16 protein-coding genes are annotated in these 20,952 nt (G+C 61.3%); 11 read left to right on the plus strand and 5 right to left on the minus strand.

The features are described 5' to 3' along the window. The first annotated feature begins 13 nt into the window (after positions 1–13). On the plus strand, positions 14–2,449 hold the full coding sequence (gene gyrB / locus FHT75_RS28965; protein WP_047615921.1) for a DNA topoisomerase (ATP-hydrolyzing) subunit B: 2,436 nt from the start codon (positions 14–16) through the stop codon (positions 2,447–2,449). Positions 2,450–2,536: 87 nt separating this feature from the next. On the opposite strand, the gene FHT75_RS28970 is transcribed toward gyrB, so the two are convergent. Both FHT75_RS28970 and FHT75_RS28975 read right to left on the minus strand, forming a co-directional pair. Then, positions 2,537–3,136, minus strand: a complete 600-nt coding sequence (locus FHT75_RS28970) for a nitroreductase family protein (RefSeq protein ID WP_047615924.1) — start codon at positions 3,134–3,136, stop codon at positions 2,537–2,539. Positions 3,137–3,182: 46 nt separating this feature from the next. Continuing rightward, positions 3,183–3,467: a DUF2218 domain-containing protein gene (locus tag FHT75_RS28975; RefSeq protein WP_047616089.1), complete on the minus strand. Its 285-nt coding sequence runs from the start codon at positions 3,465–3,467 to the stop codon at positions 3,183–3,185. A gap of 170 nt (positions 3,468–3,637) precedes the next feature. Between FHT75_RS28975 and FHT75_RS28980 the strand changes: the two genes are divergently transcribed. From FHT75_RS28980 to FHT75_RS29025, 10 genes are all read left to right on the plus strand, one after another. After that, a complete protein-coding gene (locus FHT75_RS28980; RefSeq protein ID WP_082849667.1) occupies positions 3,638–4,591 on the plus strand; it encodes a glutathione S-transferase family protein in 954 nt (317 codons plus the stop codon). Positions 4,592–4,740: 149 nt separating this feature from the next. Beyond that, positions 4,741–5,583, plus strand: a complete 843-nt coding sequence (locus tag FHT75_RS28985; RefSeq protein ID WP_047615929.1) for a fumarylacetoacetate hydrolase family protein — start codon at positions 4,741–4,743, stop codon at positions 5,581–5,583. A 204-nt stretch (positions 5,584–5,787) separates the two neighbouring features. Beyond that, the gene (locus FHT75_RS28990) at positions 5,788–7,065 is read left to right on the plus strand and encodes a polyhydroxyalkanoate depolymerase (RefSeq protein ID WP_183845303.1); all 1,278 of its coding nucleotides are present in this window, start codon (positions 5,788–5,790) and stop codon (positions 7,063–7,065) included. 144 nt (positions 7,066–7,209) lie between these two features. Beyond that, positions 7,210–7,644: a DUF2852 domain-containing protein gene (locus FHT75_RS28995; protein ID WP_063473889.1), complete on the plus strand. Its 435-nt coding sequence runs from the start codon at positions 7,210–7,212 to the stop codon at positions 7,642–7,644. A gap of 108 nt (positions 7,645–7,752) precedes the next feature. Further along, the gene (locus FHT75_RS29000) at positions 7,753–8,511 is read left to right on the plus strand and encodes a M48 family metallopeptidase (protein WP_063473890.1); all 759 of its coding nucleotides are present in this window, start codon (positions 7,753–7,755) and stop codon (positions 8,509–8,511) included. A gap of 75 nt (positions 8,512–8,586) precedes the next feature. Continuing rightward, a complete protein-coding gene (locus tag FHT75_RS29005) occupies positions 8,587–9,255 on the plus strand; it encodes a phosphoribosylanthranilate isomerase (protein WP_063473891.1) in 669 nt (222 codons plus the stop codon). A 2-nt stretch (positions 9,256–9,257) separates the two neighbouring features. Further along, positions 9,258–10,478, plus strand: coding sequence for a tryptophan synthase subunit beta (gene trpB / locus FHT75_RS29010; RefSeq protein ID WP_063473892.1), 1,221 nt, complete (start codon positions 9,258–9,260; stop codon positions 10,476–10,478). Positions 10,479–10,481: 3 nt separating this feature from the next. After that, complete coding sequence (gene trpA / locus FHT75_RS29015) at positions 10,482–11,321, plus strand: tryptophan synthase subunit alpha (RefSeq protein ID WP_047615944.1); 840 nt, start codon at positions 10,482–10,484, stop codon at positions 11,319–11,321. A gap of 137 nt (positions 11,322–11,458) precedes the next feature. Next, positions 11,459–12,364, plus strand: coding sequence for an acetyl-CoA carboxylase, carboxyltransferase subunit beta (gene accD, locus FHT75_RS29020; protein ID WP_047615946.1), 906 nt, complete (start codon positions 11,459–11,461; stop codon positions 12,362–12,364). Positions 12,365–12,391: 27 nt separating this feature from the next. Next, positions 12,392–13,744 (plus strand): folylpolyglutamate synthase/dihydrofolate synthase family protein, encoded by a 1,353-nt coding sequence (locus tag FHT75_RS29025; protein WP_176707334.1) that lies wholly within the window; start codon positions 12,392–12,394, stop codon positions 13,742–13,744. Positions 13,745–13,815: 71 nt separating this feature from the next. On the opposite strand, the gene trxA is transcribed toward FHT75_RS29025, so the two are convergent. The 3 genes from trxA to addB form a co-directional block, all read right to left on the minus strand. Next, positions 13,816–14,136: a thioredoxin gene (trxA, locus tag FHT75_RS29030; protein WP_063473894.1), complete on the minus strand. Its 321-nt coding sequence runs from the start codon at positions 14,134–14,136 to the stop codon at positions 13,816–13,818. 74 nt (positions 14,137–14,210) lie between these two features. Beyond that, entirely contained in the window at positions 14,211–17,762 is a 3,552-nt protein-coding gene (gene addA, locus FHT75_RS29035) for a double-strand break repair helicase AddA (RefSeq protein ID WP_097596026.1), read from the minus strand. After that, on the minus strand, positions 17,755–20,949 hold the full coding sequence (gene addB / locus FHT75_RS29040; RefSeq protein WP_183845302.1) for a double-strand break repair protein AddB: 3,195 nt from the start codon (positions 20,947–20,949) through the stop codon (positions 17,755–17,757). Before addB ends, addA begins: the two co-directional genes overlap by 8 nt. Positions 20,950–20,952 lie beyond the last annotated feature (3 nt).

A 20,952-nucleotide genomic window follows, 5' to 3' on the forward strand; every position in this document is an offset into this window, starting at 1 on the left:
AAATCTCAACAGAATGAGCGATACATCCGCGACGGAAAACGGCGTAAGCACCGAATATGGCGCAGATTCCATCAAGGTTCTGAAGGGCCTCGATGCCGTGCGCAAGCGCCCCGGCATGTATATCGGCGATACCGACGATGGCTCCGGCCTTCATCACATGGTCTATGAAGTCGTCGACAACGCAATCGACGAAGCGCTTGCCGGTCATGCCGACATCGTCACCGTCACGCTCAATCCGGATGGCTCGGTGACGGTCACCGATAACGGCCGCGGCATCCCGACGGATATCCATACCGGCGAAGGCGTCTCGGCCGCCGAAGTCATCATGACGCAGCTCCATGCCGGCGGTAAGTTCGACCAGAATTCCTACAAGGTCTCCGGCGGCCTGCACGGCGTCGGCGTCTCCGTCGTCAATGCGCTTTCCGTCTGGCTGAAACTGAAGATCCGCCGCCAGGGCAAGATCCATGAAATGAGCTTCAGCCATGGCGTGGCCGATGCGCCGCTGAAGGTCACGGGCGAAGCACCGAATGAGACCGGCACCGAAGTGAGCTTCATGCCGAGCACCGACACCTTCACGATGACGGAGTTCGATTACGGCACGCTAGAGCATCGCCTTCGCGAACTCGCCTTCCTGAACTCAGGCGTGCGCATCCTGCTGACCGACAAGCGCCATTCCGATATCAAGCAGGAAGAACTGCGTTACGATGGCGGCCTCGAGGCCTTCGTCGCCTATCTCGACCGTGCCAAGAAGTCGCTCGTCGACAAGCCGGTTGCCATCCGCGGCGAAAAGGACGGCATCACCGTCGAAGTGGCGATGTGGTGGAACGACAGCTATCACGAGAACGTGCTCTGCTTCACCAACAACATTCCCCAGCGCGATGGCGGCACGCATATGGCCGGTTTCCGCGCCGCGCTGACGCGCCAGGTGGTTTCCTATGCCGACAGTTCCGGCATCACCAAAAAGGAAAAGGTAACGCTGCAGGGCGAAGACTGCCGCGAAGGCCTGACGGCGGTTCTGTCGGTCAAGGTGCCCGATCCGAAATTCTCCTCGCAGACCAAGGATAAGCTCGTTTCCTCGGAAGTCCGTCCTGTTGTCGAAAGTCTGGTCAACGAGGCGCTGAGCACCTGGTTCGAAGAACATCCAAGCGAAGCCAAGATCCTCGTTGGCAAGGTCGTCGAGGCCGCCGCCGCCCGCGAAGCGGCCCGCAAGGCGCGCGAGTTGACCCGCCGCAAGGGCGCACTCGATATCGCTTCGCTACCGGGCAAGCTCGCCGACTGCTCCGAGCGCGATCCGACAAAATCCGAAGTCTTCCTCGTCGAGGGCGATTCTGCCGGCGGTTCGGCCAAGCAGGGCCGTTCGCGCGAAAACCAGGCAATCCTGCCGCTGCGCGGCAAGATCCTGAATGTTGAACGTGCTCGTTTCGACAAGATGCTGTCGAGCCAGGAAATCGGCACGTTGATCACAGCACTTGGCACCGGCATCGGCAAGGACGAGTTCAATGTCGAAAAGCTGCGCTACCACAAGATCATCATCATGACGGATGCCGATGTCGACGGCGCCCATATCCGCACCCTGCTGCTGACCTTCTTCTTCCGCCAGATGCCGGAACTGATCGAACGCGGCCATCTCTACATCGCCCAGCCACCGCTCTATAAGGTCGCGCGCGGCAAATCGGTGCAGTATCTGAAGGATGAGAAGGCGCTCGAAGAATATTTGATCGGCCAGGGTCTAGAAGATGCCGCACTGCGGCTCGGCAGCGGCGAGGTCCGCACCGGTCAAGACCTGCGCGAGGTCATCCTGGATGCGCTGCGCATGCGCGCTTTGCTCGACAATCTCCACTCGCGCTACAATCGTTCCGTCGTCGAACAGGCTGCCATCGCCGGCGCGCTCAACGCCGACCTCGTCAGCGACCAGGCAAGGGCGCTGGCGCTGGCAAACGAAGTGGCAGGCCGCCTCGATATCATTGCCGAGGAAACCGAGCGCGGCTGGCAGGGCGATCTGACCAGCGATGGCGGCCTGCGCCTCGAACGCATGGTCCGCGGCGTCAAGGAAATCGTCGTGCTCGACATGGCGTTGATCGGCTCTTCGGATGCCCGTCACATCGACCAGCTGACCGCACGTCTCAAGGAAATCTATCAGACGCCGCCGTCGTTGCATCGGCGCGAAGGCGATGTCGAGATCTCAGGCCCGCGTGCCTTGCTCGACGCGGTCTTCGCCAGCGGCCGCAAGGGCCTGACCATGCAGCGCTACAAGGGCCTCGGCGAGATGAATGCCGAGCAGCTCTGGGAAACGACTCTCGATCCGAATGTCCGCTCGTTGCTGCAGGTCAAGGTCAACGACGCCACCGATGCCGACGGCCTCTTCGCCCGTCTGATGGGCGACGAAGTCGAGCCGCGGCGCGAATTCATCCAGGACAATGCGCTGAGCGTCGCTAACCTCGATATCTGATTGATATTTCAGGAATTAGAAGCCCCGCTATCCCTGGATGGCGGGGCTTTCGTTTATCCGGATATCTGCTTGGTCCCTGGCTTCGCCTCAGTTCGCAGCGAAGCGGCCGTTGAAGGCGACGTCGGAGAGCGGCTTGCGCTGGCTGGGGAATTCGCGCGCCTGATTGCGTTCGGAAAGAACGCTCTTGTCGGCGAGCTTGCCGACGGCGACGCCTGCCTCGACCCGGTACCCCTCGGGAATGGCGAAAGCCTGCCTGATCTCCTCGTGTTTGATGCCGCCCATGCCATGGGCGTAGAAACCGGAGAGCCGCGCCTGGATCGCCAGATGCCCCCAGGCCGCACCGGCATCGAAGGAATGGGTGTAGCTCGGCTTCTCCTCGCCGGAGCCGGCAACGCCGGTGAAGGCGCGCGACACGACGAAGATCAAGGCCGACGCATTCCTCGCCCATTCCTGGTTGGCGTCGACGAGCAATGCGACGAATTTCTCCCAATGCTCCGAACCTTTGAGCGCATAGATGAAGCGCCAGGGCTGATGGTTGGCTGAGGACGGAGCCCAATGGGCGGCTTCGAGCAGGCTGAGCAGCTGCGCTTCCTCGATGATTTCGCCGGTGAAGGCGCGGGGCGACCAGCGATCGAGAAACATCGGATCGATCGGATATTCGGATTCGCGGTGATTGCTCTTCGTCATGCTTGTTCCAGGGTTCGGGGCCGAAAATTTGGATCGGGGGCCGGGCTCAGTTGGTCCAGACGATGTCGAGCTCCTCGCGGAAGGCGAAGCGCTTCAGGTGATCGTCGATGACATCATGCATTCTTTGCTGTTGCGCGGGATCGGCGACGGAAAGTGTCATGGTCAGCGCCGCATCGTCGGCAGAAAACGTCACCTCGGCCGTATCGCTGAACGGCACCCGGCCCTTCACGGGATCGAAATCGACGCTGAACTTGTGGCTCCAGTGTTTGCAAAGCTGCTGCAGGTAGCGGCTCGCATGTTCGGTCCGCACGACGGCCTTGGAGAGATGCATGTCGAACTCCACTTCATCTTGTATCGCGGAGTCATATTTCCTGCGTCCTCGGCTTGGCAAGCGCAGCATCGTCGCAGTTTGGGTGTACAGACTGTCTCCAGAAAAGCGCCCTCACGCCGGCGTCGAAGCAGGATAATGAACGGTCTCGTCAATCGATTGGAGAGTTGCGCATGCTGGTGAACGGAAAATGGACGGAAGACTGGCACCCCGTCCAGGCCAAGGACGAGAAGGGCGGTTTCATCAGGCAGACCTCGAGTTTCCGCAATTGGGTGACCCCGGATGGCACCGCCGGGCCGACGGGCGAAGGCGGCTTTGAAGCCAGCGCCGGCCGTTATCATCTCTATGTCGCCTATATCTGCCCCTGGGCCTCGCGCACCTTGATCGGCCGCAAACTCAAGGGCCTGGAAGACGTCATCCCCGTTTCCGTCGTCGAACCGCTGCTGAGCAAGCAGGGCTGGCGTTTCGGTGATTATCCCGGTGCGACGCAGGATCACGTCAATGGCGTAACCTATATGCATGAAATCTATACCAGGGCAGCACCCGATTTCACCGGCCGGGCCACCGTGCCGGTTCTCTGGGACAAGCGGAAAAAGACCATCGTCAACAATGAATCCGCCGATATCCTGCGCATGCTGAACGGCGGCTTCGGCAACTTGGCAAAAAATCCGATCGATCTTTACCCGGCGGAGAGGCGCGCCGAGATCGATGCTTTCAACGATCGCATCTATCCGACCCTCAACAACGGCGTCTACCGCGCCGGCTTCGCCACCACCCAGATCGCCTACGAAGAAGCCTTCGCCGATGTGTTTTCCTGCCTCGACTGGGTCGATCCGCAATTCGAAGGCCGGCCTTTTCTTTTCGCTGAGCATCCGACGGAAAGCGATATTCGGCTTTTCGTGACGCTGGTGCGCTTCGACGTCGCCTATCACGGCATCTTCAAATGCAATCTGCGCCGTCTTTCCGACTATCCGAACCTGCGCGCCTTCTGCCGTCGCATGCTGGATTGGCCGGGCATCGCAGAAACGGTGAATCTCGATCACATCAAGCGCGGCTACTATTCGGTCGAAAGCCTCAATCCGACGAAAATCGTCCCTGCCGGCCCTGATCTGGCGGAAATTTTTTAAAGCGTCATGCCGAAAGAATGGGGCAATTTCGGCAGAAATCATCCGAATCGCAGGAAAGCCGTACCGCTTCCTGGCAAAGCCGTAATGACACCGATGAATAATTCGTTCATAGGTGGTTGCAAATCCGTTTTCGATGAGGAGGAATTTCCATGAAGCTGATGCGTGTTGGCGAAGCAGGCAGTGAAAAACCCGCGCTTCTCGATGCCGATGGCAAGATCCGCGATCTCTCCGGTCATGTCGCCGATATCGGCGGCGAGGCGATCACGCCCTCAGGCCTTGCCAGGATTGCGGCGATCGATCCAAAGAGCCTTCCGGAAATCGCACCGGGCCGCATCGGCGCCTGCGTCGCCGGCACTGGCAAGTTCATCTGCATCGGCTTGAATTATTCGGATCACGCTGCCGAAACCGGTGCGACCGTGCCGCCCGAGCCGATCATCTTCATGAAAGCAACATCGGCGATCGTCGGGCCGAACGACGATGTCATCATCCCCCGCGGTTCGGAAAAGACCGATTGGGAAGTCGAGCTCGGCGTTGTCATCGGCAAAACTGCCAAATATGTAACGGAAGCCGAAGCGCTGGATTATGTCGCCGGCTATTGCGTCTCCAATGACGTTTCCGAGCGCGCTTTCCAGACCGAGCGGTCCGGTCAATGGACCAAGGGCAAATCCTGCGACACCTTTGGCCCGATCGGCCCCTGGCTCGTCACCAAGGATGAAATTCCGCAACCGCAGAACCTCGGCATGTGGCTGACGGTCAACGGCCAGAAGATGCAGAACGGCTCGTCGAAGACGATGGTTTACGGCGTTGCTTTCCTCGTCTCCTACCTCAGCCAGTTCATGTCGCTGCATCCCGGTGACGTGATCTCGACCGGTACGCCTCCGGGCGTCGGTATGGGCCTCAAGCCGCCGCGTTATCTCAAGGCCGGCGACGTGGTCGAACTCGGCATCGAAGGTCTCGGCACGCAGAAGCAGACCTTCGTAGCGGATCGTTAACAACGCTTCGTGCTGAGAAACTTAAGTTTTCAGGCTGATGATGATGCCGGAGATCAATTCTGCGGCATTTCTTGTGTGGGTCTGGCTCGTCCATGTTGCTGTGCAACAAAAAACTGTTAGTCTGCGTTACGTGCCCGCATGGCGAAAAGACTCGATGCCTTTCAATCGGCGTCATCTTTTCGATAGAGAAAGGTGGCGCCTTCCATGTTTTATCAGCTTTATGAATTGAACCATGCCGCCATGGCGCCGTTTCGCGCCGCGGCCGATATCATGCGGTTTGCTTATGCCAATCCGCTGAACCCGTTCGCCCACACGCCGTTCGGCCGGACGATGGCGGCAAGCCTCGAAATGTTCGAACGCACGACGCGGCGCTACGGCAAACCGGAATTCGGACTGAAGCAGACCACGATCGGTGATCAGACAGTGTCCGTCCGCGAAGAGATCATCTGGTCGCGACCTTTCTGCAATCTCCTGCATTTCGCCCGCAATGTTCCGCCGCCCCGCGGCAATGACCCGCGCATCCTGATCGTCGCGCCGATGTCCGGCCACTATGCCACGCTGCTGCGCGGTACGGTCGAGGCGCTGCTGCCGAGTGCGGATGTCTACATCACCGACTGGATCGACGCCCGCATGGTGCCGATGACGGAAGGCACGTTCGATTTCGACGATTACGTCGATTATGTCATCGAGATGCTGCATTTCCTCGGCCATGACACGCATGTCATCGCCGTCTGTCAGCCTTCCGTCCCTGTGCTGGCAGCCGCAGCCGTGATGGAGGAAGCCAATGATCCGCTGTCGCCCTCATCGATGACGCTGATGGGCGGCCCGATCGACACGCGCATCAACCCGACGGCGGTCAACAAGCTCGCGCAGGAGCGGTCGCTGCAGTGGTTCTCCGACAATGTCATCATGAACGTGCCCTGGCCGCAGCCGGGTTTCATGCGCCCGGTCTATCCAGGATTCCTGCAGCTTTCGGGCTTCATGTCGATGAACCTCGATCGCCATCTCGTCGCGCACAAGGAATTCTTCATGCATCTCGTGAAGAACGACGGCGAACCGGAAAAACATCGCGATTTCTACGACGAATATCTCGCCGTCATGGATCTGACCGCCGAATTCTATCTGCAGACGGTGGAGGAGGTCTTCATCAAGCATTCACTGCCGAAGGGCGAGTTGATGCATCGCGGCAAACGCGTCGATCCGGCGGCAATTCGCAAGGTGGCGCTTCTGACCGTCGAAGGTGAGAATGACGATATCTCGGGGGTCGGCCAGACAAAGGCGGCGCAGACCATCTGCGTGAACATTCCCGAAGATATGCGTATGCATTATCTCCAGCCGGATGTCGGCCATTATGGCGTTTTCAACGGTTCGCGTTTCCGCCGCGAGATTGCGCCGCGCATCATCAATTTCGTCCGCCAGCATTCCCGTTCGGCCGTTAAGCCTCCGGTCCCGCGTGTCATCAAGGGCGGTCGGACGGGCTGATTCAGGGACAGCTGAATTAGCAAAACGGATTCAAGGCCTTGTCCGATTTCGCGGGCAATCGTCTTGAAGGCACCTATTGCGGTAACCACATCGATTTCAGCGTTCGGTATCCTGCCGGGCGCGGAAAGCGAGGATACCCGCACGATGAACCAGTCAGCATTGCTTCGACCGGATTGGACTCCGGCTACCATTGCCCTGATGATTCTCGGCTTCATGGTTTTCTGGCCTCTGGGTCTCGCCATGCTTGCCTACATCATCTTCGGCGACCGTCTGCGCGGCTTCAAGCGTGACGTCAACCAGGCGACCGATGGCTTCTTTGCATCCTGCCGCCGCCCGCATGGACGGCACCGCCCGCACTTCTCGACCGGCAACGTCGCCTTCGACGACTGGCGCAAGGCCGAGATTGACCGGATCGAGGAAGAGCGCCGCAAGCTCGACGAAATGCGCGAGGAATTTGACGCTTACATGCGTGAACTCCGCCGCGCCAAGGATCAGGAAGAGTTTGACCGCTTCATGCGCGACCGCAAGAACGCCAAGCGCGATGACAACGGCCCGGTCGCTGAATATCAGACGCCGTGAACGCCTGAACCATCAATTGATGACCGGCATCTTCCGATGCCGGTTTTTCCATGTCTGCCTGCCTGTTAAATCGTTTAGATTCCGCGGCGAATCGGATAGAAAACAGCCATGTTTCCGCTTCTGAAGACAAGGCCGAAAGCGCGAAAGCCGGTTGCGCCCGAAACGCGGACGCTCGACGTCGCCGGCCGGCTGATGCCGTTGACCATCAAGCAGCATGACCGGGCGACGCGCATCACGCTGCGTATCGAACCGGGTGGCCGGGCCTTGAAGATGACGGTGCCGAGGGGCCTCGCGACGCGTGAGGTCAATGCCTTCCTCGATCGCCACCAGGGCTGGTTGCTCACCAAGCTTGCCAAGTTTTCGACCGATACCGGCCTGCGCGACGGCGGCCAAATTCTGTTTCGCGGCGTTTCCCATCACATCCAGCATACCGGCGGCTTGCGCGGGCTGACGGAGGCGGTCTTGATAGACGGCAGGCCGGTGCTGCGCGTCAGCGGCATGCCGGAACATGTCGGACGGCGCATCGCGACCTTTCTCAAGAAGGAAGCGCGCGCCGATCTCGCCAGACTGGCCACCATGCATGCCGGAGCGATCCGGGCACCGATCCGCTCGATCTCGATGAAAGATACCCGCAGCCGCTGGGGCTCGTGCTCGTCGGAGGGAAATCTGAGCTTTTCCTGGCGCATCGTCATGGCGCCGCCCGCGGTGATCGATTATCTCGCCGCCCATGAGGTCGCCCATCTCAAGGAAATGAATCATGGGCCGCGGTTCTGGGCGCTTTGCAAGAAGCTTTGCCCGGATATGGAAGAAGCGAAATCCTGGCTGAAGCGGCACGGCAGCCAGTTGCACGCCATCGATTTCGATTAGCCCAAAGCCGCGCTAAATACAGCTTTCCATGCAAATTGGCTCGACTCTTGCCGCATTTCGTGTCACTTCGCTGCCATGAAACCGGATATCAAGATCTGTGGCTTGAAGACGCCCGACGCTGTCGATCGCGCACTGAAACGCGGCGCGACCCATATCGGTTTTATCTTCTTCGAAAAAAGCCCGCGCTATATCGAGCCGGACCTGGCGGCAAAACTTGCCGAACCTGCACGTGGCAAGGCGAAAATCGTCGCCGTCGTCGTTGATCCCACCAATGACGAACTGGATGAGATCGTATCGCTGTTGAAGCCGGACATGCTGCAGCTGCACGGCAACGAGAGCCCCGAACATGTGCTGACCATAAAGGCGGTCTATGGTCTGCCTGTGATGAAGGCACTTCCGGTGCGCACGGCCGACGATCTGAAGCGCGTCGAGGCCTATATCGGCATCGCCGATCGTTTCCTCTTCGATGCCAAGCCGCCGAAGGGTTCCGAATTGCCAGGCGGCAATGGTGTTTCCTTTGATTGGAGCCTTCTCGCTTGGCTTGACGGCAGCGTCGACTACATGCTTTCCGGCGGGCTGAACAAGGACAATGTCGCGGATGCGCTATTCATCACCAAAGCACCGGGCATTGACGCTTCCTCAGGCGTCGAAACTGCGCCTGGCGTGAAGAGCGTCGCGAAGATCGATGAATTTTTTGACGCGGTCGAGAAGGCGAATGCGCCTGTCATGGCCTCAGGGAGTTGAGAGTGAACGAGACGCCTAAACCGAATTCCTTCCGTTCCGGCCCCGATGAAGACGGCCGTTTTGGTATTTATGGCGGTCGTTTCGTTGCCGAAACGTTGATGCCTTTGATCCTCGATCTGCAGGACGAGTGGAACAAGGCGAAGAACGATCCGGCATTCCAGGCCGAATTGAAGCATCTCGGCGCACATTATATCGGTCGCCCGAGCCCGCTCTATTTCGCGGAGCGGCTGACGGCCGAACTCGGGGGCGCAAAGATCTATTTCAAGCGCGAGGAGCTGAACCACACCGGCTCGCACAAGATCAACAACTGCATCGGCCAGATCCTGCTTGCCAAGCGTATGGGCAAGACCCGTATCATCGCCGAAACCGGTGCCGGCCAGCATGGCGTCGCCTCTGCGACCGTTGCCGCCCGCTTTGGCCTTCCCTGCGTCGTCTACATGGGCGCCACCGACGTCGAGCGTCAGGCGCCGAACGTATTCCGCATGAAGCTGCTCGGCGCGGAAGTCAAACCGGTGACGGCAGGCAGCGGGACGCTGAAGGACGCCATGAACGAGGCGCTCCGCGACTGGGTCACCAATGTCGAGGATACTTATTACCTGATCGGAACGGCAGCCGGTCCGCATCCCTATCCGGAGATGGTCCGCGATTTCCAGTCGGTGATCGGCACCGAAGCGAAAGAGCAGATCCTGGCGGCCGAAGGCCGTCTTCCGGATCTGGTCGTCGCTGCCGTCGGCGGCGGTTCGAATGCCATCGGCATCTTCCATCCCTTCCTCGACGATCCCTCTGTTAAGATCGTCGGCGTCGAAGCCGGCGGCAGGGGCCTGCAGGGCGACGAACATTGCGCCTCGATCACCGCCGGTTCACCGGGCGTGCTGCACGGCAACCGCACCTATCTGCTGCAGGATGGCGACGGCCAGATCAAGGAAGGCCACTCGATTTCGGCCGGTCTCGATTATCCCGGCATCGGCCCCGAACATTCCTGGCTGAACGACACCGGCCGCGTCGACTATGTGCCGATCATGGATCACGAAGCGCTCGAGGCTTTCCAGACGCTGACCCGCCTCGAAGGCATCATCCCGGCGCTCGAGCCCTCGCATGCGATTGCCGAGGTCATCAAGCGCGCACCGACGATGGGCAAGGACGAGATCATCCTGATGAACCTCTCCGGCCGTGGCGACAAGGACATCTTCACCGTCGGCAAGATTCTGGGAATGGGACTGTAAGACATGACCGCACGCATGGATAAACGCTTTGCCGAGCTGAAGGCCGAGGGCCGTCCGGCGCTTGTCACCTATTTCATGGGCGGCGATCCCGATTATGACACCTCGCTCGGCATCATGAAGGCGCTGCCGGAGGCCGGCTCCGACATCATCGAGCTCGGCATGCCCTTTTCCGATCCGATGGCTGACGGCCCGGCGATCCAGCTGGCCGGCCAGCGCGCCCTGAAAGGCGGCCAGACGCTGAAGAAGACGCTGCAGTTGGCGGCCGATTTCCGCAAAACCAACGATGCGACGCCGATCGTGATGATGGGTTACTACAACCCGATCTATATTTACGGCGTCGAGAAATTCCTCGACGACGCGCTCGCCGCCGGCATCGATGGCCTGATCGTCGTCGACCTGCCGCCCGAGATGGATGACGAGCTCTGCATTCCGGCGATCCGCAAGGGCATCAATTTCATTCGCCTGGCGACGCCGACGACGGATGAGAAGCGCCTACCGAAGGTGCTGAAGAATACCTCCGGCTTCGTCTATTACGTCTCGATGAACGGCATCACCGGTTCGGCGCTGCCCGATCCGTCGCTGGTTTCGGGCGCTGTCGAGCGCATCAAGCAGCACACCAAGCTGCCCGTCTGCGTCGGCTTCGGCGTCAAGACGGCGGAACATGCAAAGGTTATCGGCGGTTCGGCCGACGGCGTTGTTGTCGGCACCGCGATCGTCAATCAGGTCGCGACCAGCTTGACGAATGACGGAAAGGCAACGGCGGACACGGTTCAGGCCGTTGCCACGCTGGTGCGCGGCCTTTCCACGGGAACACGTTCGGCGCGCCTTGTTGCTGCCGAATAGTTTGCCCACATTGGCACTCAGGCATGTCGCGCAAAACTGTGCAGCGGTTTTCCGTCCGGAATTGCGTACAAAAGGATAGAGCGGTTCGCCGCTTCCGTTAAAAGCTGAACCGCTCTGGTCAATCAGGAGTATTCGAGTTGAACTGGATCACCAACTACGTTCGCCCGCGGATCAATTCCATGCTGGGCCGTCGCGAAGTGCCGGAGAATCTCTGGATCAAGTGCCCGGAAACGGGCGAGATGGTCTTCCACAAGGATCTGGAAGGCAACAAATGGGTCATTCCGGCGTCCGGTTATCACATGAAGATGCCGGCCAAGGCCCGTCTGATTGATCTTTTCGACAATGGTGAGTTCGAATCGCTGCCGCAGCCGAAGGTCGTGCAGGACCCGCTGAAGTTCCGCGATTCGAAGAAATACAGCGATCGCTTGCGCGATAGCCGCCTCAAGACCGAGCAGGAAGATACGATCCTCGCCGGTGTCGGGAAGGTGCGGGGATTGAAGCTCGTGGCTGTCGTGCACGAATTCAATTTTATCGGCGGTTCGCTCGGCATTGCCGCCGGCGAGGCGATCGTCAAGGCTTTCGAGCGTGCGACGGCTGAAAAATGCCCACTGGTCATGTTCCCCGCTTCCGGCGGCGCGCGCATGCAGGAAGGCATCCTGTCGCTGATGCAGCTGCCGCGCACGACGGTTGCTGTCGACATGCTCAAGGAATCCGGCCAGCCCTATATCGTTGTGCTGACCAATCCGACCACAGGCGGCGTTACCGCCTCCTATGCCATGCTTGGCGATATTCATCTGGCCGAACCCGGGGCTGAAATCGGCTTTGCCGGCAAGCGCGTGATCGAGCAGACCCTGCGTGAAAAACTACCCGAAGGCTTCCAGACCTCCGAATACCTGCTGGAGCATGGTATGGTCGATATGGTCGTCAAACGTCACGATATTCCGGAAACGCTGGCGCGTCTCCTGAAGATCCTGACGAAGAAGCCGGTTTCGGCGGCGAACAACATGAATAGCGGCGCAATCGCTCTGGCGGCGAGCGCCTGATAACCGATAAGCAGGCGGGGTGCCGAATTGATACCCAGAGGCCAAACCGCGGTGAGTGAGGCAGCACAGGAGATCGAAAAACTCATGGGATTGCATCCCAAGGGGTTCGATCTGTCTCTCGATCGCATCACCCGTCTTCTCGATGTGCTCGGCAATCCCCACAGGAAACTGCCGCCGGTGATCCATGTCGCCGGCACCAACGGCAAGGGGTCGGTTACCGCCTTCTCCCGCGCCCTGCTCGAAGCCGGCGGCTACAGCGCCCATGTCCACACCTCGCCGCATCTCGTCAATTGGCACGAGCGTTATCGCATCGGCGTCAAAGGCGGACGCGGACAGCTCGTGGATGATGCCGTCTTCGCCGAGGCCGTGCGTCGTGTGGCCGATGCCAATGCAGGACAGCACATCACCGTCTTCGAAATCCTGACGGCAGTCACCTTCATCCTGTTTTCCGAACATCCGGCCGATGCCGCGATCATCGAAGTCGGTCTCGGCGGCCGGTTCGACGCGACGAATGTCATTTCCGATCCGGCCGTCTCGGTGATCATGCCGATCTCGCTGGATCACCAGCCCTATCTTGGCGACAGAGTGGAGCTGATTGCGGTCGAAAAGGCCGGCATCATGAAGCCGGGATTTCCCGTTGTCATCGGTCATCAGGAATATGACGCAGCGCTCGACGTCCTGATGTCGACGGCCGAACGGCTGCATTGCCCGAGCGCCGTCTTCGGGCAGGATTTCATGGCGCATGAGGAATATGGCCGGCTCGTCTACCAGGACGAGTTCGGTCTTGCCGACCTGCCGCTGCCGCGCCTTCCCGGCCGCCACCAATATGCCAATGCCGCCGCCGCCATTCGTGCCGTCAAGGCGGCCGGTTTCACCGTCACCGAGACGATGATGGAAAAGGCGATGAGTTCGGTCGAATGGCCGGGCCGGCTCCAGCGTTTGAGCGAGGGCCGGCTGCTCTCGCATGCGCCTGCCGGCGCCGAAATCTGGATCGATGGCGGGCATAATCCCGGTGCCGGTGAAGTGATCGCCGAAGCCATGGCCAATTTCGAGGAGCGCCAGCCTCGGCCGCTTTTCCTGATCATCGGTATGATCAACACCAAGGATCCGGTCGGTTATTTCAGGGCCTTTGCCGGCTTGGTCGAGAAGGTTTTCTGCGTGCCGATCCGCGGCAGCGAAGCGATGATCGATCCGGTGATATTGTCGAATGCCGCCTATGATGCGGGCTTGGTTGCCGAACCGATGTCGACGGTCGGCGATGCGCTGGAAACCATCAAAGCCGTGCTTGATCCGGAAGCCTTGCCGCCGCGTATTCTGGTCGGCGGCTCGCTCTATCTCGTTGGCGATGTGCTTTCCGACAACGGCACGCCGCCGAAGTGAACCCTGCAAATTGAAAAAGCCCGGTCGAAACCGGGCTTTTCGTCAATGCGATATCATCAGGGCGATATCAATCAGGCAGCGTTCGAAATCCAGTTCGAAAGGGCGGTCTTCGGCTTGGCGCCGACAGAGATATCGGCAACTTCGCCGCCCTTGAAGATCGCAAGGGTCGGAATGGAGCGCACGCCGAACTGTGCGGCGAGTTCCGGGTTCTCATCGATATTGAGCTTGGCGACCTTGACCTTGCCTTCCAGCTCGACGGCGATTTCTTCGAGGCTCGGTGCAATCATCTTGCACGGGCCGCACCATTCAGCCCAGAAATCGACGACGACGGGTTCTGCGGATTCCAGAACTTCCGACTGGAAGTTATTGATATCGACTTTCACGGTAGCCATGGGCTGCTCCTTTACCGGATTGGATGTTGAACCACATGTGATGGTGCGGCGCCGAATTTTCAATGTCCGGTATTTCACTTTGTCTTGACTCCTGCAAGCGCCAAACCGAGCGCCTTTTCGCTCAGCGTGTAGAGCGAGGCGTTCTCGGTATAGACAAGCATGCAGTCGATCCGCTTATCAGGATAGAGCGGCGCCAGGATCTCGCGATAGATCGCGAGCTGCGCCTTGTGCGCGAAGGGGATGGCCTCTTCCGTTGCCGGCGGCACCCGGTTGGTCTTGTAGTCGAGAATGACGACGCGATCGGTAAGGACGGCAAGCCGGTCGATGCGGCCGGAGACGGCATAGCGCCGGCCTTCGAGCGTCAGCGTTCCCATGATCGAGACCTCGGGCTGGGCCTGCGCACCGAGGACGTCCTGCAGGCCCTGCTCGTCCAATATTTTCAGAACCGAATCGACAAGCTTGCGCCGTTCGCCTTCCGGCCAGAACCGAGCCGCCCGTTCGGCATAACGGCTCGCCGCATCGGGCTGTTCGGCAGGTGGAATGTCGGGAAGCGCCTGCAGCATGCGATGGATCAGTCTGCCCTTCTCCAGTGAACGATCGCTGCGCGGCTTCTCGGTAAACAGCGGCGAAACGACCAGCAACCCGCCCTCGTCTTCATCGATGATCGTGCCGGCGCCGGAGGGGCTGAGCGGCCGGGGCAGCGCAGCCTGCGGTGGCAAGGGCCGTAACAGGCCGTCCGGCAAACTCTCCTCGTTGTCACGCTCCTCGCTGCGGTTGACACGCTCGAAGCTTCGTTCCACCCGCGGCACGCGCCATTTGATGCCCGGCCATTCCCCATCGGGACCGGAGAATGTGGTCGCTTCCACAAGTGGATGATCGTCGCTCAGTGCCGTCGAGATCATCATATGCCAGGTGTCGTTGTTTACGCGCACGCCGCGATAGCCGCAGACGACCAGCCGGTCAGCGGCACGCGTCATGGCGACATAAAGCAACCGGCGATATTCTTCTTCCGCCAGCATCTGGATCCGCGCCGCATCGTCCTGCGTCAGCGAATTGGAAAGATCGGAGACAGGAACCCAGACCGGCATCGGCGGCTCGTCGGCGTCCGTCTCGATCAGGCGAAGCTTGGGCAGATGAGTATGGGTGAAGGCCTTCGAACCGCCGTCGACCAGGAAAACGATCGGTGCTTCAAGACCCTTGGACGCATGCACCGTCATGATTCGCACTTCGTTGCGCCCCTTGTCCTGCTCACGCTTCATTACGGGTGCTTCGAGTTCCAGCGTCGAGATGAAGGATTGCAGACCGGGAAGGCCGGAGCTCTCGTGGTCGAGCGTGAAGGTCAGGAATTCGTCGAGAATATCGCTGACCTCGGTGCCGAGACGGGCAAGGAATTGTCGTCGCCCGCCATGGCTGCCCAGCACACGGGCATAGAAATCATGAACCGACAGGCTTCTGGACTGCCGGAGGAACAATTCCAGCCTTTCGACGGCAACGCGGAAGCGTTCGGTGCCGTCGGCGGCGAAGCTTTTGAGATGGCTCCAGGCGCTCTCATTATCGCCGCGCAGGCCGGCAATCGCAAAGATGTCGTCCTCGGAAAGATCGAAAAGTGGGCTCTTGAGCACCGCGGCGAGCGAAAGATCGTCTTCCGGCAGAAGCAGGAAACGGCCGAGCGCCAGCAGATCCTGCACGGCGATATGGCTGGTCAGCACCAGTCTGTCGGCGCCGGCGACGGGAATGTCGCCGCGGCGCTTCAAGGCGCGCGTCAATGCATTGACGAAGGCGTCGCGCTTGCGCACCAGCACCAGGATGTCGCCGGCTTCAATCAGGCGCTCTTTGCCTTTGTCGACGATCGTCTCGCGGCCGACGAGCGTGCCGATCGAGTGGGCGATCCGCCGCGCGAGGATTGCGGCCGGCGCGCTTTCCGGCGTCGCGTCGAAGGGCGCCGTCCAGTCTTCCTCCTTCACCACCGCTTCCGGCGCGACCATCTCCCAGAGGTCGACGGCGCCGGGATGTCCGATGCGGCTGGAGCGGTGCACGACCGGCTCGCCGAGCGCGCTGAGGCCGCGCGCGTTCTCGGGTGTCTTGAAAATATGGTCGACGGCCTCGAGCACGTCGGCGGTCGAGCGGAACGACAGCGGCAGCCGGACAGAGGAAAAGCTCTGCCCGCTATCGGACACGCGCCGCCGCGTCCGGTCGCTCTCCTCGGAAAAACGCTCGGGCCGCGCCCCTTGGAAGGAATAGATCGACTGCTTTTCGTCGCCGACGGCAAACAGCGTGCGCACGATCGGCCGGGCGCTTTCGCCGGAGAAGAAATCTTCGGCGAGCGACTGTATGACGCTCCACTGGATCGGGCTGGTATCCTGCGCCTCGTCGACGAGGATATGATCGATACCCCGATCGAGCTTATAGTGGATCCAGGGGCCGACGCCGCTTTTCGTCAAAAGGTCGGCGGTGCGGGTGATCAGGTCCTCGAAATCAAGCTGGCTGCGCTGCTTCTTCAGCTCCTCGTAGTCGTGGTTCAGCCGGTCGGCGAGCACGAGTGCTGCATGCGTGGCGCCGTACATCCGCATCAGTTTCAGCCGGTCGCGGCTTGCTGCGACATGCGCGCGGGCAATGGCGATGGCGTCCGCCAACTGTGGTGCCTCGGCAAGCATGGCCTTTACGAAGAATTGCGAGTCCGCCTTGGGCTCGCCCTTCACGGTCAGAAAGATTTTTTCGAGAAACTCAGCGCGCCTTGCGTCGTCGCGCTCCCGCCCGGCGAGCCTGAGGCCGTAGGCAACCTCCTGCGCCTTCGCACCACCCTTCTGGTCGGCAAGCGAGAGATAGAGTTCCAGCGTTCGGCCCGAAAGCTCCGGCAAAGGCCAATATTGCGCCGCGATCCGGCTTTCCGTGTCGTCGGCGGCGAGGCCGAGCTTTTGGTGCAGGACCATCTCCATACCGCCCTGCTGTTCGGCCGTCGCGGTGAAACGACGAATGGCGTTGCGGTTGGCGACGATATCGCCGAGCAGGTTCTCCAGCCCGGATTCGTCGCCGAGATTGAGCACGTAGGCGAATGCGTCGGCAAGGGCGCTGTCTTTCTCCGGCGCCGTCGCCGTCAGCAGCGCCCGGCGCGCATCGGAAAGCAGGGACGCCGCCGCGCGATCGTCGAGAACCGAGAAATGCCCGGCAACGTTGGCCTCCAGCGGGAACTGATGCAGCAGCGCCTCGCAAAAGGCGTGGATCGTCTGGATCTTCAGCCCGCCGGGCGTCTCCAGCGCCTTTGCAAACAGCCGGCGCGCCTCGGCAAGCTTTAATCCATCAGGAGCCGTACCCTCGATCTGCATGATCCGCCGGCTAAGGTCGTCATCATCGAGCACCACCCAATCCGCCAGCCGCTCGAAGACCCGGTTCGACATTTCGGAGGCTGCAGCCTTGGTATAGGTGAGACATAAGATGGCCGAAGGCCGCGCACCGGCCAGCAGCAGCCGGATGACGCGCTGTGTCAGCACATGCGTCTTGCCGGAGCCGGCATTGGCCGAAACCCACGCCGAACGCAGCGGATCGGAGGCAATCGCCTGCTGGATGGTCGTCCAGCCGATCCAGGCGCCGGGATCGTCGTCGGTGGGAAGCGCGGTCACATCACTCATCGCCGCCGCCCTCTTCGGTTTCGGCCGTCGACCACTCGGAGACGCGGGCCAAATGATCGTAGTCGCCGCCGAAATCGAATTGCTGGGCCGGGATCAGCCGCGCGGTAAAACCTCTTTCGCTGGATTGCAGCAAACCCACGAATTTGACCAGCTGATCGATCGATTCGGCGGCGAGATCCATCGCGGATTTCGCCTTGTCGCTGCGGGTAGAGTTTTCGTTGTTGACCGTATCGACCTGGAAGCGGCTTCCGGGTCGCAGACGCACATAGAGCAGGTCTTGCGGCACGAGGCTGCCGGCATCGCGGAAGGCGCCGGCGCTCAAGGCCGCCGCTTCAAGCGCAAGCTGCGGATCGAGAAGCACGCGCGCCTGCGCCGGCGAGGGATTGTAGCCGGTCTTGTAGTCGATGATGTCGGCCGAGTGTGGTCCGGTTATGTCGATCCGGTCCGCGACGCCAGTGAGCCGGATATTGATCGGCTCCAGCTCCATGCCGCCCCGCACCTCCGTCAACGTTTTCAGGATGCCATGCCGCCGTCCGGCCTCCCATTCGAGGAAGGCGCGGGCCACCTCGCGAAAGCGCGGCCGCCACACGGCATCGATATGCGGCGGTAGCCGCTCCATGTCGAAAAGTTCGGAAAGGATGCGCTCCATGGCTGCTGCCGCATCCGGTGTCCCGGCAATATTAGCCTCGCGGATGAACCGGTCGACGATCTTGTGATAGAGCGTTCCGCGTTCGGCCGCACCCGGATCGCGGTTGAACGCGTCGACGGGGTCGAGACGCAGGATGCGGCGGGCATAGATGGCATAGGGGTCGCGGCGCAGCCGGCCGACTTCGCTGAAGGAATAGGATTTCGGCTGCAATGCCAGCGGCGGTTTCGGCGAGGGTCGCTGCGCCGGCGTCTGGCTATCTCCCCGATCGATGAGGCCGGCCCATTGCAGGAACCGGTTGCCCCGCCCTTTCAATTCCGCTTCGAACGCCTCTCCGCCGAGCGCCAGCAGCCGCTGCAGCCAGCGCGAGGCGACGGTCGGCGTCGAGCCCTGGCGCAGCGCGCGCGAATAGATCAGATGGCGCGTGCCGTTTGCCATCTCGAAATCATGCGCCAGCTGGCCGATGCGTCGTTCCGGCGGTTCGAGGCCGATCTCCGTCTTCATCATCCGTGGAATGAAGGGGTTATTGGCGGTCTGCCCCGGCCAGGTGCCCTCGTTCAGGCCGCCGAGGATCAGCGTATCGACGCTCTGCAGGCGGGCTTCCAACGTGCCGAAGATGAAGAGGCGGGGATGGCTGAGCGCCCGCGGCTTCACGGCATGACCGGCGGCAAGGGCGGCCATGATGTCGATCCATTGCGGTCCGTCGGCCTCCATCTGGCCGTCCGTGTCGATCACCTCGCTGAGCAGGGTGGCGAGTGCATCTCCCGCTTCACCAGACCAGAGATCGGCGAGATTGCCTTGCGGATCGACCGCGACCGCTTCGAGCGAACGGCCGGTGCGCTCCGCCCATTCGGACAATGTGAAGCTCAGAGTTCTCCCGCGATCTTCCGGCCGGTGTCGCATCAGTGCCGACGCCAGTGGCTCGGTCGCCTGCGTGACCCGCCGGGCAAGGTCGTTTGCGGCGTCGGCTGCATCAGGCGAAAGCGCTTTGCGCCATTGCGGCGCGTGCCTGTCCAGCGCCTGTTCGGCAAGTTGGTGGGTGAGCAACGGCTCGAGCGTGCTGATATCCACCTCGGCCACGCCGCCGCGCAGCGCCAGCAGCTCGAGCGCCTCAGTAGCGGAAATCAATGCGTCACGTTCCAGGCCGAAGCGGGCAAGCGGATGTTTGAGCAAAGAGACGATCGCCACCGGATCGCCCGGTCGCAGCGCTGCCTCGAGCAGCAATTGCAGCAAGGTGCCCTGCGGCATGGCCGCAAGCGGTGTACCCGCCGAATCGTCGGCGAGGATGCCGAAGCGGGAAAGCTCGGCCATGACCCGCCGCGCGAGATTGCGGTCCGGCGTGATGAGTGCTGCCCGGCTCTCGCCGTCCTGTCCCGGCCTCTCCAGTGCAAGCCGGAGCGCGATGGCAATCGCGGTTGCTTCTTCGCGTTCGTTGGCGGCTTCGATCAGCGAAACATCGGCGAAGGCTGAAGACAGGGCGCCCTCGGGCAGGCCGCTCTTCCACGCCCCCCAATCACTGGTCGCCTCCGATGGGGCGAGGGCCCGAGACAGGATTTCGGCGCGCCGGTCAAGATCGCCCTCCGGTCCGTCGAGGGGCGTTACGTCGGCACGCGCCAGCTTCAGCCGCTTGAGCAGCGACGACAGGCCATACTGCGGATGGCTGCGACTTGCCGGATTGGCATGTTGGCCGGGCGCCGGTTCCGGCGCGACCATCTGCCAGTGGTTCTCGGGCATGACGAGATCGAGGCCCGGGAGCACGATGACGCCTTCGGGCAGATTGGCGACGGCGGCGATGAGATCGGCGGTGGCGGGAACGGAACCCGTCGAACCGGCGATGATGATCGGCCCAGCGGGTTTCGTCGCCGAAAGCCGGCTTGCTTCGGCCCGGAGAATGGCGTTTCTGTGCCGCGCCGGCGAGGATTTGCCGAGTTCCGAAAGCCGCTCCGGCCAGAAAGCACTGGCGATCTGCAGGAATTCTGCCGTCAGCTGCCACCAGGCGGCATAGTCGCCGGTGTCGAGTTTCGACAACTCCGACCAGTCGAGATCCTCGGTTTCGATCGAATCGATCAGTTCCGCCAGGTTGCGGGCGAGCCAGATCGCATCCGCCGGGCTTGCGGGTGCGACGAGCGGCGAGTCCGAATGAATGTGGCGGACGATCTCAGGCAGCTTGTTTCGCCAGGCGAGGATCAGGCGCGCCAGTTCCAGAAGACGGGCGGTATTCGACAGTGGTTGGGTGAGATCGATCGTACCCGGCAGTGCCTCGTCGAAATAACCGCTGTCGTCATCGGTTTCGCCGAGCGGACGGATGACCGGCAGAATCGCCGAGCGGCCGCCGAGCAGATCGACGAATTCAGAGCGCAGAACACGCACGGCGCGCCGTGTCGGCAGGTAGATCGTTACCTTGGCCAGCGATAGCGGATCATCGGCCTCGTGCCGGAAGAGTGGCGTCAGCCGGCCGTCGCAAAGCGTCGTCGCCAGCGTTTTCAGGAAGGAGAGACCCGCCGGGATCGTCAGGATGCGTGGCTGGTGCCGCTCCGCCATGGC

The sequence above is a fragment of the Rhizobium sp. BK112 genome (assembly GCF_014193215.1).
GTDB classification, from domain to species: domain Bacteria; phylum Pseudomonadota; class Alphaproteobacteria; order Rhizobiales; family Rhizobiaceae; genus Rhizobium; species Rhizobium anhuiense.